Origin of the sequence: Clavibacter sp. A6099 (assembly GCF_021919125.1) — a bacterium.
GTDB classification, from domain to species: Bacteria; Actinomycetota; Actinomycetes; order Actinomycetales; family Microbacteriaceae; genus Clavibacter; species Clavibacter seminis.
The window spans coordinates 1,280,455-1,295,050 of record NZ_CP083439.1 but is presented as its reverse complement, the minus strand read 5'-3'; the positions used below and the strand labels follow the sequence as shown (position 1 = coordinate 1,295,050).

The 14,596-nt window shown below is 74.5% G+C and carries 16 protein-coding genes; 8 read left to right on the top strand and 8 right to left on the bottom strand.

Annotated elements, in window-relative coordinates:
* The first annotated feature begins 55 nt into the window (after nucleotides 1–55).
* Nucleotides 56–1,693, top strand: coding sequence for an aminopeptidase P family protein (locus tag KYT88_RS06170; protein ID WP_043587575.1), 1,638 nt, complete (start codon nucleotides 56–58; stop codon nucleotides 1,691–1,693).
* 30 nt (nucleotides 1,694–1,723) lie between these two features.
* Here the strand turns inward: KYT88_RS06170 and KYT88_RS06165 are convergent, their stop codons facing one another.
* Nucleotides 1,724–2,392: a YflT domain-containing protein gene (locus KYT88_RS06165; RefSeq protein WP_043587576.1), complete on the bottom strand. Its 669-nt coding sequence runs from the start codon at nucleotides 2,390–2,392 to the stop codon at nucleotides 1,724–1,726.
* A gap of 58 nt (nucleotides 2,393–2,450) precedes the next feature.
* Between KYT88_RS06165 and KYT88_RS06160 the strand changes: the two genes are divergently transcribed.
* From KYT88_RS06160 to KYT88_RS06150, 3 genes are read left to right on the top strand one after another with little or no spacing between them, the layout of a single operon-like run.
* Entirely contained in the window at nucleotides 2,451–3,797 is a 1,347-nt protein-coding gene (locus KYT88_RS06160) for a magnesium transporter MgtE N-terminal domain-containing protein (RefSeq protein ID WP_012037873.1), read from the top strand.
* Nucleotides 3,781–4,329 carry a DUF1003 domain-containing protein gene (locus KYT88_RS06155; RefSeq protein WP_043587578.1) on the top strand — a complete coding sequence of 183 codons (549 nt, stop codon included), beginning with the start codon at nucleotides 3,781–3,783 and terminating at the stop codon, nucleotides 4,327–4,329. Before KYT88_RS06160 ends, KYT88_RS06155 begins: the two co-directional genes overlap by 17 nt.
* Nucleotides 4,319–5,494: an Mrp/NBP35 family ATP-binding protein gene (locus KYT88_RS06150; RefSeq protein ID WP_043587580.1), complete on the top strand. Its 1,176-nt coding sequence runs from the start codon at nucleotides 4,319–4,321 to the stop codon at nucleotides 5,492–5,494. Before KYT88_RS06155 ends, KYT88_RS06150 begins: the two co-directional genes overlap by 11 nt.
* A gap of 99 nt (nucleotides 5,495–5,593) precedes the next feature.
* Here KYT88_RS06150 and KYT88_RS15930 read toward each other — a convergent pair whose 3' ends face one another.
* Nucleotides 5,594–5,716: a hypothetical protein gene (locus KYT88_RS15930; protein WP_255522660.1), complete on the bottom strand. Its 123-nt coding sequence runs from the start codon at nucleotides 5,714–5,716 to the stop codon at nucleotides 5,594–5,596.
* A 115-nt stretch (nucleotides 5,717–5,831) separates the two neighbouring features.
* Between KYT88_RS15930 and KYT88_RS06145 the strand changes: the two genes are divergently transcribed.
* The gene (locus KYT88_RS06145; RefSeq protein ID WP_043587583.1) at nucleotides 5,832–6,749 is read left to right on the top strand and encodes a LysR family transcriptional regulator; all 918 of its coding nucleotides are present in this window, start codon (nucleotides 5,832–5,834) and stop codon (nucleotides 6,747–6,749) included.
* 56 nt (nucleotides 6,750–6,805) lie between these two features.
* Here KYT88_RS06145 and KYT88_RS06140 read toward each other — a convergent pair whose 3' ends face one another.
* Nucleotides 6,806–7,180, bottom strand: a complete 375-nt coding sequence (locus KYT88_RS06140) for a twin-arginine translocase TatA/TatE family subunit (protein WP_043587991.1) — start codon at nucleotides 7,178–7,180, stop codon at nucleotides 6,806–6,808.
* A gap of 150 nt (nucleotides 7,181–7,330) precedes the next feature.
* Between KYT88_RS06140 and KYT88_RS06135 the strand changes: the two genes are divergently transcribed.
* A complete protein-coding gene (locus KYT88_RS06135) occupies nucleotides 7,331–7,963 on the top strand; it encodes an O-methyltransferase (protein WP_043587585.1) in 633 nt (210 codons plus the stop codon).
* Between the two features lie 106 nt (nucleotides 7,964–8,069).
* Here KYT88_RS06135 and KYT88_RS06130 read toward each other — a convergent pair whose 3' ends face one another.
* From KYT88_RS06130 to dapE, 3 genes are all read right to left on the bottom strand, one after another.
* Nucleotides 8,070–8,243: a DUF3117 domain-containing protein gene (locus tag KYT88_RS06130; RefSeq protein WP_012037866.1), complete on the bottom strand. Its 174-nt coding sequence runs from the start codon at nucleotides 8,241–8,243 to the stop codon at nucleotides 8,070–8,072.
* 147 nt (nucleotides 8,244–8,390) lie between these two features.
* Nucleotides 8,391–9,623, bottom strand: a complete 1,233-nt coding sequence (locus KYT88_RS06125) for a hypothetical protein (RefSeq protein WP_043587993.1) — start codon at nucleotides 9,621–9,623, stop codon at nucleotides 8,391–8,393.
* The gene (gene dapE, locus KYT88_RS06120; protein WP_043587587.1) at nucleotides 9,605–10,702 is read right to left on the bottom strand and encodes a succinyl-diaminopimelate desuccinylase; all 1,098 of its coding nucleotides are present in this window, start codon (nucleotides 10,700–10,702) and stop codon (nucleotides 9,605–9,607) included. The genes KYT88_RS06125 and dapE overlap by 19 nt, the downstream gene beginning before the upstream one ends.
* Nucleotides 10,703–10,781: 79 nt before the next feature.
* Between dapE and dapD the strand changes: the two genes are divergently transcribed.
* Nucleotides 10,782–11,780 carry a 2,3,4,5-tetrahydropyridine-2,6-dicarboxylate N-succinyltransferase gene (gene dapD / locus KYT88_RS06115; RefSeq protein WP_043587590.1) on the top strand — a complete coding sequence of 333 codons (999 nt, stop codon included), beginning with the start codon at nucleotides 10,782–10,784 and terminating at the stop codon, nucleotides 11,778–11,780.
* Between the two features lie 54 nt (nucleotides 11,781–11,834).
* Here dapD and KYT88_RS06110 read toward each other — a convergent pair whose 3' ends face one another.
* Nucleotides 11,835–12,671, bottom strand: a complete 837-nt coding sequence (locus KYT88_RS06110) for a PP2C family protein-serine/threonine phosphatase (RefSeq protein WP_043587592.1) — start codon at nucleotides 12,669–12,671, stop codon at nucleotides 11,835–11,837.
* Nucleotides 12,668–13,795: an FHA domain-containing protein gene (locus KYT88_RS06105; protein WP_043587594.1), complete on the bottom strand. Its 1,128-nt coding sequence runs from the start codon at nucleotides 13,793–13,795 to the stop codon at nucleotides 12,668–12,670. Before KYT88_RS06105 ends, KYT88_RS06110 begins: the two co-directional genes overlap by 4 nt.
* A gap of 229 nt (nucleotides 13,796–14,024) precedes the next feature.
* Here KYT88_RS06105 and KYT88_RS06100 point away from each other — a divergent pair, with 229 nt between their 5' ends.
* Nucleotides 14,025–14,504 (top strand): Lrp/AsnC family transcriptional regulator, encoded by a 480-nt coding sequence (locus tag KYT88_RS06100; RefSeq protein WP_043587596.1) that lies wholly within the window; start codon nucleotides 14,025–14,027, stop codon nucleotides 14,502–14,504.
* Nucleotides 14,505–14,596 lie beyond the last annotated feature (92 nt).

Genomic DNA, 14,596 nt, shown 5'->3' with positions numbered 1-14,596 from the left:
GCGCCGCCCGCCGCCGCCCCGCCTCGGCGCCGCGCGCAAGTGGGATGATCGACGGATGGCCGAGAACACCGACACCGCGTCCGAGACCGTCCCCGCCGAGATCGCCGCCGATCCGGCCGCGCCCCTGGCTACGACCGAGACCGCGGCCCCCGCGGTGTCCGCGACCGCCGGGACGCCCGTGCCCGGATCCGGCGACGCCCCCGTCCCCCGCGCCACCAGCAACCGCAGCACCACGCCCGCCAGCACCGCCTTCAGCGACTTCGTGTCCACGAACTGGGCCGACCGCGAGGAGGTCGACCCTCCGGCCCGCGAGCAGGCGCCCTACGCCGCCGACCGCCGCCGCCGCCTCTCCGCCCTCCACGTCGGCACGCGCCTCGTGATCCCCGCCGGCCGACTCAAGCAGCGCAGCAACGACACCGACCACCCGTTCCGCGCGCACTCGGCCTTCGCCCACCTCACCGGTTGGGGCGCCGACAGCGAGCCCGGCGCCGTCCTGGTCCTCGAGCCCGTGGCCGAGGGATCCGCGGCCGACGGATCAGCGCACGACGCGACCCTCTACTTCCGCGAGCGCGCCGGCCGCGACAGCGACGAGTTCTACGCCAACGCCGAGATCGGCGAGTTCTGGATCGGCCCGCGCCCCTCCCTCCTCCAGGTCGCGGCCGACCTCGGGATCGCCACCGCGCCCCTCGCCGCCGTCGACGCCGCCATCGCGGCCGCGGGTCGCGTGCGCGTGATCCGCGAGGCCGACCCGGCCCTCGCCGCGCGCGTGGACGAGGCACGCGCGGCCGCGGGCGTGGCCTCCGACGCCGAGCAGACCGATCCCGCCGACGGCGACGCCCTCCTCGCCCGCGACGCCTCCGAGCTCCGCCTCGTCAAGGACGCGTACGAGATCCGCCAGATGCGCGAGGCGGTCGACACCACCGGCCGCGGCTTCTCCGACGTGATCGCGGACATGCCCGCCGTCGTCGCGCACGCCCGCGGCGAGCGCGTCGTCGAGGGCGTCTTCAACGCGCGCGCCCGGGCCGACGGGAACGCGGTCGGCTACGACACCATCGCGGCGTCCGGCCCGCACGCCTGCATCCTGCACTGGACCCGCAACGACGGCCGCGTGGTCGAGGGCGACCTGATCCTCATCGACGCCGGCGTCGAGCTCGACAGCTACTACACCGCCGACATCACGCGCACGCTCCCCGTCTCGGGCACCTTCACCGACGTGCAGCGCGAGGTCTACGAGGCCGTGCGGGAGGCGGCCGACGCGGCGCTCGCGATCGTGCGGCCCGGCATCCGCTTCCGCGAGGTGCACGCCGCCGCGATGCAGGTCATCGCGCGGAAGGTCGCCGACTGGGGCATGCTCCCCGTCACCGCGGAGGAGGCGCTCGAGGCCGACAACCAGCACCACCGCCGCTACATGGTGCACGGCACGAGCCACCACCTCGGGCTCGACGTGCACGACTGCGCGCAGGCCCGTCGCGACATGTACATCGACGGGATCGTCGAGGCCGGCATGGTCTTCACGATCGAGCCGGGCCTCTACTTCCAGCCCGACGACCTCACGGTGCCGGAGCGCTTCCGCGGCATCGGCGTGCGCATCGAGGACGACATCCTCGTGACGCGCGACGGGGCGGAGAACCTGTCCGCCGGTATCCCGCGCACGGCCGACGAGGTCGAGGCGTGGATGGCCGGACGCGCCTAGCCGCTGCGGCGTGCGGGGGGCGCGCGGGGCTCAGGCCCCTGCCGTGCCCTGCTCGCCCACGGGTCGGTCGGTCGACGTGGGCGGCGCGGTCGGCTCGGGGGCGTCGGACGCGCCGGGCTCGGGCACGCGCTCGCCGTACGGGCCGACGGGACGCGAGACGGGCGGCGCGGCCGGCGGCGCGGTGACCACGGGCTCCCCGTAGACGGAGGTGCCCGCTCCTCCGATGCCGAGCACGTCGCGCGCGCGGTGCATCGAGTCGGGCTCGACGACCACCGAGTAGCTCGTGGCCGTGACCTGCATCACCGAGGTGAAGTCGCGACGGCGGCGCGTGATGCTGTAGCTGACGATCCCGTAGATGGCGCCGAAGCCGACGCCGATGATGACCGCGCCGACGACGAAGGAGATGTTCGGCACGGGCGAGAACAGGAACGTGACGAGGCCGAGGAAGAGGCCGAGCCACGCGCCGCTCGCGGCTCCCGCGACCGCGGCCCGGGCGGACGTGAGCTTCCCCGTGACCCGCTCGACGCTCGTCAGCTCGTTGCCCACGATGCTGACCTGCGTGACCGGGAAGTCCGCCTCGGCGAGCGTGACGACGGCCTGCTGCGCCTCGTCGTACGTCTCGTAGGTGGCGACGGGCTCCCCCTTCGGCAGCTTCGGCATGCGGGCACGGGACGGGCGTCCGAGGAGCGGGTTGGTCACCTGGCCAGTCTTCCACGGGGTGCCGGGCGGGTGCTGGGCGAGCGACTAGATTGACTCTGTGAGCGCCTCCCGAGTCTTCGTCGCCCGGCTCGCCGGGTGCAGCGTGTTCGACCCCGCGGGAGACCGCGTCGGGCGCGTCCGCGACGTCCTCGTCGTCTATCGCAAGGACGATCCGCCGCGCGTCGTGGGCCTCATCGTCGAGATCCCCGGCAAGCGCCGCGTGTTCCTCTCCATCGGCCGCGTCACGAGCATCGGCTCCGGGCAGATCATCACCACCGGCCTCATCAACCTGCGCCGCTTCGAGCAGCGCGGGGGCGAGGTGCGCGTCATCGCCGAGATCCTCGGGCGTCGCGTGAGCATGCGCGACGGATCCGGGAACGCCGTCATCGAGGACGTCGCCATCGAGGAGTCCGGCCAGGCCGAGTGGGAGGTCTCGCAGCTCTTCTGCCGCCGCCCGCGCACGAGCCCGTCCCCCTTCGCCAAGGGCGCGACCATGTTCGCCACGTGGGAGGAGGTCGCCGAGCTCCAGGACGACGGGGTCGCCCAGTCCGCATCCCAGTTCCTCGCCGCCTACTCCGACCTGCTGCCCGCCGACCTCGCCAACACCCTCCTCGACCTGCCGCAGGCGCGCCGCCTCGAGGTCGCGGAGGAGCTGCCGGATGCCCGGCTCGCGGACGTGCTCGAGGAGATGCCCGAGGCCGAGCAGGTCGAGATCATGGCGACGCTCGACGACGACCGCGCGGCCGACGTGCTCGACCAGATGCAGCCGGACGACGCGGCCGACCTCATCGCGCAGCTGTCGGACGAGCGCGGCGAGACCCTGCTCGAGCTCATGCAGCCGGAGGAGGCGGACGACGTCCGCATGCTGCTCAGCTACGCGCCCGACACCGCGGGCGGCCTCATGACGACGGATCCCGTCATCGTGTCGGGAGACGCCACCGTCGCGGAGGGCCTCGCGCTCATCCGCCGCCACGAGCTCGCGCCCACGCTCGGCGCCGCGGTCTGCGTCACGCTGCCGCCGTACGAGCCGCCCACGGGACGCTTCCTCGGCATGGTGCACTTCCAGCGGATGCTGCGCTACCCGCCCCACGAACGCCTCGGCACGCTGCTCGACCAGGGCCTGGAGCCCGTGCGCGCGGACACGAGCGCGGCCGAGGTGTCGCGCATCATGGCGAGCTACAACCTCGTGTCCGTGCCCGTGGTGGACGAGAACCACCGGCTGGTCGGCGTCGTCACCATCGACGACGTGCTCGACCACCTCCTGCCCGACGACTGGCGGAGCGCGGACGCGGAACGCGAGACGCGCAAGCGCGCCACGGCCCGCTTCCACGGCACGGCCACGGCCGCCATCCCCACCGCAGGACCCGTACGAGGACGGAGGATCCCCCGTGGCACGGCAGAGTAACCGCGACGTCCGCCTGGACGCGCCCAAGGGCCTCCGCACGACCGTCCTCCCCATGCGCAACCGCGCGAGCCGCGACCGGTTCGGCCGCTTCACGGAGTCCATCGCCCGCGGCATGGGCACGCCGTGGTTCCTGGTGGGCCTCACGCTCTTCTGCGTCGCGTGGATCGGCTACAACACCTACGGACCGGAGTCGGCGCGCTTCGACTCGGCGGCCCTCGGCTTCACGGCGCTCACGCTGATCCTGTCGCTGCAGGCCTCGTACGCGGCGCCGCTCATCCTGCTCGCGCAGAACCGGCAGGACGACCGCGACCGCGTGCAGATCGAGCAGGATCGCCAGCGCGCCGAGCGCAACGTGGCCGACGTCGAGTACCTCGCCCGCGAGGTCGTGTCGCTGCGCCTCCAGATGAAGGACGTCGCATCGAAGGACTTCATCCGCGCCGAGCTGCGCCAGCTCCTCGAGGAGCTCGACCGTCGCGACGACCCCGAGGCGGACGACGCCGAGGGCACGACCCGCAGGACGCATGCCCGCTGAGGCCGCCGGGACCGGGACGCTGACGGCGGACGCCGTGCGGCGGGCGCTCGCCCGCGTGGTGGATCCCGAGATCCGCCGTCCCATCACCGAGCTCGACATGGTCTCCGACGTCCGGATCGAGGACGGCGGCGTCGCGCTGGTGGACATCGCGCTGACGATCGTCGGCTGCCCGGCCGCGACGTCGATCGAGCGCGACGTGCGCGAGACCGTCGAGGCCGTGCCCGGGGTGGCGCGGCTCGAGCTCACGGTCGGCGTGATGAGCCCGGAGCGGCGTCGCGCGCTCACCGAACGGCTGCGCGGTCCCGCCGCCCAGCGCGGCATCCCTTTCGGGCCGGACAGCCTCACGCGCGTCTACGCGGTCACGAGCGGCAAGGGCGGCGTCGGCAAGTCCACGCTCACCGCCAACCTCGCGGTCGCGCTCGCGGCGAAGGGCCTCGCGGTGGGCCTCGTCGACGCGGATGTGCACGGCTTCTCGATCCCGGGGATCCTCGGCCTGGTCGACGCCGACGGGCGCACCGCGCAGCCCACGCGCGTCGGCGACATGATCCTGCCGCCCGTCGCCCACGGCGTGAAGGTCATCTCCATCGGCATGTTCCTCGACCCCGACGCCACCGGCGGCACCGCCGTGTCCTGGCGCGGACCGATGCTGCACCGCACGATCCAGCAGTTCCTGACCGACGTCTTCTTCGGCGACCTCGACGTGCTGCTGCTCGACCTGCCGCCCGGCACGGGCGACGTGGCGATCACCGTGGGGCAGCTGCTGCCGCACGCCGAGGTGCTCGTCGTCACGACGCCGCAGCCCGCGGCCGCCGACGTGGCCGAGCGCAGCGGCCTGGTCGCGCGGCAGACGGGCCAGCGCGTGGCGGGCGTCGTGGAGAACATGGCCGGCTTCGCGCAGCCCGACGGATCCGTGCTGGAGCTCTTCGGCGCAGGCGGTGGCGAGGAGGTCGCGCGTCGGCTCTCGGCGGGGCAGGACGCGCCCGTGCCGCTCCTCGCGAGCGTGCCGCTCAGCATGGCGCTCCGCGAGGGCGGCGACGCCGGGGCGCCGCTCGTGCTGGCCGCGCCGACGGATCCCGCCGCGGTCGAGATCCTGCGGGTCGCGGACCACCTCGCCTCGCGCGGCCGCGGCCTCGCGGGCCGGCGGCTGGGCCTGTCCGTCTCCTAGGAGCGCCGACGCCCCGGCTCCTGTCGACGCCCCCGTGACGCACGAGGAGGACGGCAGCCCGCGGGCTGCCGTCCTCCTCGTGCGTGCTGCGGGCGCTGCCTAGACGTGGCTGCGGTGCGTGCGCGTGGGCAGCGCGCGGTAGCCGTCGCGCGCCGTGACGACGACGGTGCCGGCGATGGCGGAGACGGAGAGGGCGGCGATGGCGATGAGGAAGACGGTCATGGTGGTGCTCCTGCGAGAAGGCGGATGGCGGCGCATTCCGCCGCACCTCCATGGGACCATCGCGCACCGTTCAGGACAAGCTCATAGTCCTTGCTTGGTTGTGTAGCCTGCCTTCATGGACATACGACGGCTCGAGCTCCTCCGCGAGCTCGCCGACCGCGGCAGCGTCGGCGCCGTCGCGCACGCCGCCGGCCGCACCCCGTCCGCCGTCTCGCAGCAGCTGAAGGTGCTCGAGCGCGAGGCCGGCGTGCCGCTCACCGAGCGCTCGGGGCGCGGGATCGTGCTGACCGACGCGGGCCGCGCTCTCGCCCGCACCGCGACCGACATCGCCGTCGCGGTGGCGCGTGCCGAGGCGCTCTGGGAGGACTTCCGCCACCAGCCGTCCGGCGAGGTCACGCTCGCCACGTTCCCCACGGCCGCGCAGATGCTGCTGCCCGGGCTCCTCGACCGCGTCGCCGGGATCCCCGACCTCACGCTGCGGGCGAGCGACCGGGATCCCGCGTCCCGCGCGTTCGCCGACCTCACCGCCGACTTCGACGTGGTCATCGCCCACTCGCTCGCGGGCGCGGGAACCTGGCGCGGACTCGGCCTCGTGATCGTCCCGCTCATGGTGGAGCCGCTCGACGTCGCCATGCCCGCGGACCACCGCCTCGCCGGACGGGCGTCGGTGAGCCCGGCCGACCTGAGCGGCGAGCCGTGGATCGGCGTGCCGCAGGGCCTCCCCTTCGACCGGATCCTCCTCGACATCGAGCAGGCCGTGGGCGCGCCCGCCCGCGTGGTCCAGCGGTTCAGCGACACGCGCATCACGGAGTCGCTCGTGGCGTCCGGGCACGGGATCGCGCTGCTGCCGCGGTACACCGCCGGCTCGTACGAGGGCGTGGTGGTCAAGCGGCTGTCGGGGGTCACGTCGAAGCGGCACCTGCACGTGCTGCTGCGCCCGGACCGCGCCGAGCGGCCGTCGGTGCGCGCCGTCGTGGACGCCCTCCGCGAGGAGGCGAAGGCGGTGGACGCGCGCTTCAGCGGGAACGGCTGAGGCGCGATGGATGCCCGGGTGACGCAGGCGGACGGATCGCGGTCATGCGACGCGCGTCAGGTGGCCTCGGCGTCGAATGGCGCGGGCTTGGCCGACGCGGCGGCCGCCTCGCGCTCCAGGCGCTGCCGGCGGGCGATGGTCGTCTCGACGGGGACGCGCGGCTTCGTGACGACGGGCTCGTCCTCGAACAGCGCCTCCTTGATGATGCGACGCGGGTCGTACTGGCGCGGGTCGAGCTTCTTCCAGTCGACCTCGTCGAACTCCGGTCCCAGCTCGTCGCGCATGCGCTCCCGGGCGCCGGTGGCCATGCGCCGCGCGGCCTTCACCAGATCCGCGAGCTTCTGGGTGTAGACCGGCAGCCGCTCGGGGCCGAGCAGGAACACGGCGATGATGCCGATGAGCATCAGCTTCTCGAACGTCAGGCCGAACATGATCACAGGCTAGCCGGTCGACGCCGCATCTCCGCCCGTCCGCAGGGTCCGGTCAGCGGATGGCGCCCATCCGATCCGCACCGGACACCCGCCGGTCGGGCGGGTGCCGCCGGGCCGATACCCTGGGGACCCGGAAGAGGGAGGTGCCGCGTGTCCGACCAGGAGACCGGGTGGAAGTTCGCCGAGGACGTCGTCGTGGAGGACGAGCACATCGCCCTGGCGCGCCAGCACTCCCGCGAGCTGGGCATCGAGGCCGTCTCCCCCGCCGTCGGCGCGCAGCTCTCGCTCCTCGCGGCGGCGACGCGCGCGACCAGCGTCATCGAGATCGGCACGGGCGCCGGCGTCTCGGGCCTCTGCATCTTCCGCGGCGCGCCACGGGCGGTGCTCACGAGCATCGACGTGGAGTTCGACCACCAGCAGGCCGCGCGCGAGATCCTCGCGGACGCCGAGGTGCCCGCCAACCGCGTGCGCCTCATCACGGGCCGCGCCCTCGACGTGCTGCCGCGGATGAGCGACGCGAGCTACGACCTCGTGCTCGTGGACGCGGATCCCGCCCAGGTCATCGAGTACGTCGAGCACGGTCTGCGCCTCGCGCGCACCGGTGGGCTCGTCCTCGTGCCGCACGCCCTCTGGCGCGGACGCGTGCAGAACCCCGCCGCGCGCGATGCGCAGACCGCGGCCTTCCGCACGCTCGTGCAGGAGACGGCGGGATCGGGCGCCGTGGTGGCGTCGCTGTCGCCCGCGGGCGACGGCCTGCTGCAGATCGCCAAGACCGGGCGCTGACCCCTCGGGTCGCCGGTCGCGAACCCCGGCTCCGGACGCACCCCGCAGACAGCACCGCCCGCCCCGTCGTCGACGGGGCGGGCGGTGTCGCGTGATGCGGTCTCGACTAGCTCGCGCTGGTCACCGCGGCGAGAGCGTCGTGAAGCTCCTTCGCTTCGGCGTCGTTGACGGAGACGACGAGTCGTCCGCCTCCCTCCAAGGGCACGCGCACGATGATGAGCCTGCCCTCCTTCACGGCCTCCATCGGTCCGTCGCCGGTCCTGGGCTTCATGGCTGCCATTCGGCTCCCCTTTCGTGGATGTGCGTCCATTATCCCGCATGGACACGCCCCCCGATGAACGCGCGGCTCCGTGCTACGGCCGAGGCGCCCCCATCCGGCGGTGGAGGGGGCGCGGCGGGGCGGCCGGGAGGAGTCGCGGGCGCCGGGTCACGGCGGCGTCCAGTCGCCCGCGGTGGCGCGCCAGAAGACGTCGATCCAGATCCACTGGCCGATGACCATGGCGACGACCACCGCGACGCGATACGCGCGCGACCGGGGCACGGCGAGCGCGCCGGCCAGCGGGATCATGGGCAGGAGCAGTCGGAAGACGCTCGACTGCGGGAAGAAGACCGCGAAGAGGTACAGGCCGTAGGAGGCGATCCAGATGCGGAGGTCGGGGCCGAGGGCGCGCACGGAGGGGCGCAGCAGGATCAGGACGAAGGCCGCCACGGCGACGAGGACGGCGACCGCGCCGGCGATCCCGCCGATCCAGAAGTCGCCGGCGTCGAACCACGCCTCGAAGGGCACGAGGTGGCGGTAGCCGACGTAGGCCGCGCGCCAGGAGAGCTCCGTGTCGGTGTAGGCCGTGAACGAGCCCGTGCGGACCCACGCGATCACCGGCCACGCGGCACCTGCGGCGACGGCGGACGTCGTCGCGAGGACGAGCCGTGCGCGTTCCGCGGGCGGGAACGGATCGCGGCGGGCCGTGGCGATCCGATGGGCGCCGTGCAGCACCAGCGCGAGGGCGAAGGCGAGGCCGAGGGGGCGGGTGAACGCCATGATCACCACGACGGGCGCGAGGAGCACGTAGCGCCGCTCCACCAGGAGCAGGAGCGCGGTGAGGAGCAGGAGCGTCTGCAGGCTCTCGGCGTACGCGATCTGGAAGAGCGGGGAGACCGGGGCGACGCAGACGATGACGACCGCGGTGAGGGTCGACGATGGCGAGAGGAAGCGCGACAGCAGGCGGTGCAGCACGAGCACGGCGCCGGCGCCGGCGACCACCGAGACCGCGACGGCGGACACGTCGAAGGGCGCGCCCGTGGCGTCCTGGATGGCGCGCACGATGCCCGGGTAGACCGGCAGGAACGCCCACGGGTTCGACTGCACGTGGCCCGCGGCGTCGACGGGGAGGATGGTCGGGTAGCCGAAGGTCGCGATGTCGCGGTACCAGCCGGCGTCCCAGAAGGTGGCGTACTGCAGGTAGGACGGGGAGGCGGGGGCCCACGGGGTGCGGATCTGGCTGCGGGCCGAGACGAGCATCAGCACGGTGGTGAGGACGCGGCTCGCGGCGTAGACGCCGAGGACCGCCGCCCACCAGGGCAGGCGTCCGGCGGGTCGTGCGTCCGGCAGGTCGAGCGACGCGGGGCGCCCGACCGGCCGGGTCAGCGCGCCGTCAGCCACGCCCGCAGCCCGCGCTCGCACGACGTGATCTGGGCGACGTCGACGCGCTCGTCGTCGTGGTGGGCGAGGAGCGGATCCCCGGGGCCGTAGTTCACGGCGGGGATGCCCAGCGCGCTGAAGCGGGCGACGTCGGTCCAGCCGTACTTGGGGCGCGCCTCGCCGCCGACCGCGGCGAGGAACGGCTGCGCGATCTCGGCGTCGAGGCCGGGCCGCGCGCCCTCCGCGAGGTCGACGACCGTGACCTCGAAGCCGGGGAAGAGGCTCGTGACGTGCTCCACGGCCTCGGCGCCGGACCGGCTGGGGGCGAAGCGGTAGTTGACGTGCACCATGGCCTCGTCGGGGATCACGTTGCCCGCGATGCCTCCCGAGACGCCGACGGCGTTGAGGCCCTCGCGGTAGACGAGGCCGTCGACCTCGACCTCGCGCGCCTCGTAGGCGGCGAGCACGTCGAGCACGGGCGCGATGCGGTGGATGGCGTTCTCGCCGACCCAGGAGCGGGCCGAGTGCGAGCGCTTCCCGAAGGCGCGCACCTCGACGCGGAGGTTGCCGTTGCAGCCGCCCTCGATCTCGGCGCGCGTCGGCTCCCCGAGGATCGCGAAGTCGCCCTCGAGGAGCTCGGGGCGCGTGCGGGCGAGGCGGCCGAGCCCGTTGAGGCTGTCGGACACCTCCTCGTGGTCGTACCAGATCCAGGTGATGTCGTAGGCGGGATCCGCGAGCTCGGCCGCGAGCACGAGCTGCACCGCGACGCCCGCCTTCATGTCGACCGTGCCGCGTCCCCAGAGGTACTCGACGCCGTCATCGTGCTCGGTGCGCGTGGGCAGGTTGCGGTTGAGCGGGACGGTGTCGATGTGGCCGGCGATGACGACGCGGCGGTCGCGGCCGAGGCGCGTGCGGGCGACGACCGCGTCGCCGTCGCGCTCCAGCTCGAGGTGCGCGCAGCCGGCCAGCGCGCGCTCGATGGCGTCGGCGAGCGTGGCCTCGTCGCCGGAGACGGACTCGATGTCGCAGATGGCGCGGGTGACCTCCACGCTCCCCGCCGTGAGATCGAGCACGGGCACGGGGGGCGTCTCGGTCGGCATGCGGACATCCTAGGTCGGGGGCGGCACGCGCTCCTGGGGAGGACCCGGGACGGGCCACGTCGATCGGTACGCTGGCCGCATGGCCTCCCCCGATTCGCCCTCGTCCGTCGCGCCCGCCTCCGCTCCCGCCTCCGGATCCGCGTGGGGATACGGCCTCGCGACCGTCGCCTCGGACGGCACCGTGCTCGACACCTGGTTCCCCGCGCCGGAGCTCGGGTCGCTGCCCGCCGGCCGCGACCGCTGGATCGCGCCGGCCTGGATCGAGGAGCTCGCCGTGGCCGACCCGCGCCGCGGCGTCACGATCGACATCGTCACGGTCGAGATCGACCTGCAGACGCCCCCCACGTCGACGCCCGACGCGTACCTCCGGCTGCACCTGCTCAGCCACCTGCTCGTGGCGCCGAACACGATCTCCCTCGACGGGATCTTCGGCCACCTCCCCATCGTCGTGTGGACCAACGCCGGGCCCGTGCACCCCGACGACTTCGACCGCCTCCGGCCGTCGCTCCAGCGCGCGGGCATCGCCGCGCACGGCATCGACAAGTTCCCGCGCCTGCTCGACTACGTCACGCCCGACCGCGTGCGCATCGCCGACGCCTCGCGCGTGCGGCTCGGCGCGCACCTCGCGCCCGGCACCACGGTGATGCACGAGGGCTTCGTCAACTTCAACGCGGGCACGCTCGGCGCGTCCATGGTCGAGGGGCGCATCACGCAGGGCGTCGTCGTCGGCGACGGCTCGGACGTCGGCGGCGGCGCGTCCATCATGGGCACGCTCTCGGGCGGCGGCACGCAGCGCGTCGTCATCGGCGAGCGGGCGCTGCTGGGCGCGAACTCGGGCGTCGGCATCTCCATCGGCGACGACAGCGTCGTGGAGGCCGGCCTCTACGTGACGGCCGGCACCAAGGTCCGGCTCGCGGGCGAGGCGCCCGGGCCGGATGGCACCGTGCCGCAGGTGAAGGCCGTCGAGCTGTCCGGGCGGCCCGGGATCCTCTTCCGCCGCAACTCGCTCACGGGCGCCGTCGAAGCGGTGCCGCGGCTCGGCGGCGGCTCGATCCTCAACGACGCGCTGCACGCGTAGCGCGGGACGCGCGGACGGGCCGCGCCGGGCTCAGCGGAGCAGGCCGCGCCGGGCTCAGCGGAGCAGGCCGCGGCGACGCGGGGGTCCGGACGCGTCGGCGGCCGGGTCGATCCTCAGCACGTCGACCACGATCGCCGTCACGTTGTCGCGCCCGCCGTTATCCAGCGCGTGCACGACGAGGTCCCGCACCGCCGTCGCCGCGTCGTCGGCGCGCAGCAGGTGCCCGCGGATCTCCGCGTCGGCCAGCTCCTTGGTGAGCCCGTCGGAGCAGACCAGCAGCCGCAGCCGCGCGGTCACGGGCAGGAGCCAGTAGTCCGCCTCGGCGGCGTCGCCGACGCCCACGGCGCGGGTGATGATGTTCCCGTCCGGGTGCCGGTCGGCCTGCGCGCGCGTGATGCGGCCGGCGTCCACCATCTCCTGCACGACCGAGTGGTCCACGGTGACCTGCTCCAGCACGTCGCCGCGGAGCTGGTAGACGCGCGAGTCGCCGACGTTGAAGACGGCCCAGTACGGGCGGTCGGACACCAGGGTCAGGCACGCGCCCGTGACGGTCGTGCCCGCGTGGAGCTCCAGCTCCCCGGTCTCCTCGCGGATGTCGCCGACGGCCAGGTCGAGCGCGGGCTCCACGCCCTCGGGATCAGCGAACCCGGACTCCGCGCGCTCCTGCTCCTCGGCGAGGCGGCGGATGACGGCGTCGCTCGCCACGTCGCCCGCCGCGTGGCCGCCCATCCCGTCCGCCACCGCGAAGTACGGCACGGCCGCGAGCACGCTGTCCTCGTTGTGGTCGCGGCGGAGCCCGCGGTCGGTCATGGACGCCCAGCCGAGCACGAGCGTGCGTCCGTCGGGGAGCGCCAGGGACACCTCCGCGACATCCGCTCCGATGGCGGTCATCGGGCCGACAGGATCTCGAGGACGACGCCGTCGCCGATGTCGATGCGCGTGCCCGGCACGACCACGAGCGACTCCCCCGGACGCAGCGCGAGGTGCTCGGCCCCGGGCGCGAGCACGACCGTGCCGTTCGTGGAGTCGAGGTCGGTCACGACGATGACGCCGGCGTCCTGCCGGAGCCCGAGGTGCGTGCCGGAGATCTCGCCGAGCGGCGACGGCACGGCCACGAGGCGCGGGGCGACGCCACGGACGACGCGCGGCGGTCGGGGCCGGCGGCCGACGATGGCGGGCGCGTCGAGGGGGATCCGGTCGGGGACGACGGCGTCGACGTGCGGCACGCCGTCGCGCAGGACGCGGAACGCGTGGACGACGCGGGCAGGGTGCGCGTCCTCGGCCGCCGCGGGAGCGGTGGGCATCGCGACGGTGGGGACGCCGGCGGATCCGGCGCGTGCCTCGGCCTCGCGGGCATCGGGTCCCCCCGCGTGCTCGACCGGATCCGCCGGCCCGTCGAGGACGGTGGCGACGAGGCCGGGGTCGACGGGCGGCGCCGACGTGTGGCGCCCGGAGGGCGAGCCGCCGCGGCGGTCCGCGCGAGCTGCCACGGCGTCGCCGGATGGCGCGTCGCCGAGCCGCCAGTCGACGGCGTCCGCGGCCACGACGCCCGCGATCACCGGGAGGCCCCCGGTCGCGCTCGCGGATGCGCTCGAGGATGCGCTCGAGGCGGCGGCGGCGGCGTGCCCTGCGCGGTACGCGCGCACGCGGTCGAGGGTGGCGAGGTAGAAGGGCTGGGCCTGGCGCGCGTCGACGCGGCGGGCATCCGCGTCCCCGTCGACCTCGGCGTCCATGACCGCGTCCCCGCGCAGCACCACCTGGAGGCGCGCACCCGCCGCCCCCGCGGACTCGTGCACGATCACGGCGAAGGAGGAGACCTCGTCCGCGCCCCGCAGAGGCAGCGCCGCGACGACCGCCTCGGCCGTGGTGGCCGGATCCGCGACGATGCGCCAGAGGTCCTCCACGACGCGGGGCGGGGCGCCCGCGGGCAGGATCACCACGGCGTGCGGCGACACGACCGCGAGGCCGGCCGATCCCCGGGCGGCGGGAGAGGAACGGTGGGAGCCCTCGCTCACGTCATCGGCTCCATCGGGGCTCGGCGCCCGGTCGGGCGGTGGGCGTCGGGCCTCGGGCGGCCGGACGCGCTGACAGGGATCCTACCGGGCGGCCGCGCCCCGACCGTCTGGAGCGCCGCCGTCGGACAGCGGCCCGCCGGGCGCTGTCGGAGGGGCATCCGGACCGTGGGGGTGGACGGTCGCCGCGGATCCGGTTGCCCGGCCACCGCCGGACTGCCATGCTCGGACGATGAGCACGCCGCAGCGCCCCTCCGCACGCGGGCTCCCCCTCGACGCGATCTCCCGCTCCATCGTCGAGCAGCTGCGGGAGGACGGGCGACGGTCGTACGCCGAGATCGGCAAGGCCGTCGGGCTCAGCGAGGCCGCCGTCCGGCAGCGCGTGCAGAAGCTCACCGACGCGGGCGTGATCCGCATCGTCGCGCTCACCGATCCGCAGCAGCTCGGGCTCACCCGCCAGGCCATGATCGGCGTCACCGTGAGCGGCGACGTGCGCGTGGTCGCGGACGCCCTCGCGGACATCCCCGCGGTCGACTACGTGGTCATGACGGCGGGCACCTTCGACCTGCTCGCCGAGGTCGTCTGCGAGGACGACGAGGAGCTGGTCGAGCTGCTCAACGCCCGGATCCGCGCGCTCGATGGCGTCGTGAGCACGGAGACCTTCGTCTACCTCAAGGTCCACACGCAGGACGGCCACGGGCGCTCCCGGTGACGGCGGCGCGCTCCTCCGCCTCCTCCCCCGGCGGCGGCTCTCGCCGCCCCTCCCCCGATCGCGGCGGCCCCGGCGCCATGCGCGAGGTCCGT

Bases quoted from the DNA above. Each gene is read 5' to 3' on its own strand.
- KYT88_RS06140 (WP_043587991.1), bottom strand. From the start codon at position 7,180: ATGTTCGGCCTGACGTTCGAGAAGCTGATGCTCATCGGCATCATCGCC.
- KYT88_RS06170 (WP_043587575.1), top strand. From the start codon at position 56: ATGGCCGAGAACACCGACACCGCGTCCGAGACCGTCCCCGCCGAGATC.
- KYT88_RS06100 (WP_043587596.1), top strand. From the start codon at position 14,025: ATGAGCACGCCGCAGCGCCCCTCCGCACGCGGGCTCCCCCTCGACGCG.
- KYT88_RS06110 (WP_043587592.1), bottom strand. From the start codon at position 12,671: ATGACCGCCATCGGAGCGGATGTCGCGGAGGTGTCCCTGGCGCTCCCC.
- dapE (WP_043587587.1), bottom strand. From the start codon at position 10,702: ATGCCGACCGAGACGCCCCCCGTGCCCGTGCTCGATCTCACGGCGGGG.
- KYT88_RS06145 (WP_043587583.1), top strand. From the start codon at position 5,832: ATGGACATACGACGGCTCGAGCTCCTCCGCGAGCTCGCCGACCGCGGC.
- KYT88_RS15930 (WP_255522660.1), bottom strand. From the start codon at position 5,716: ATGACCGTCTTCCTCATCGCCATCGCCGCCCTCTCCGTCTCCGCCATC.
- KYT88_RS06130 (WP_012037866.1), bottom strand. From the start codon at position 8,243: ATGGCAGCCATGAAGCCCAGGACCGGCGACGGACCGATGGAGGCCGTG.
- KYT88_RS06150 (WP_043587580.1), top strand. From the start codon at position 4,319: ATGCCCGCTGAGGCCGCCGGGACCGGGACGCTGACGGCGGACGCCGTG.
- dapD (WP_043587590.1), top strand. From the start codon at position 10,782: ATGGCCTCCCCCGATTCGCCCTCGTCCGTCGCGCCCGCCTCCGCTCCC.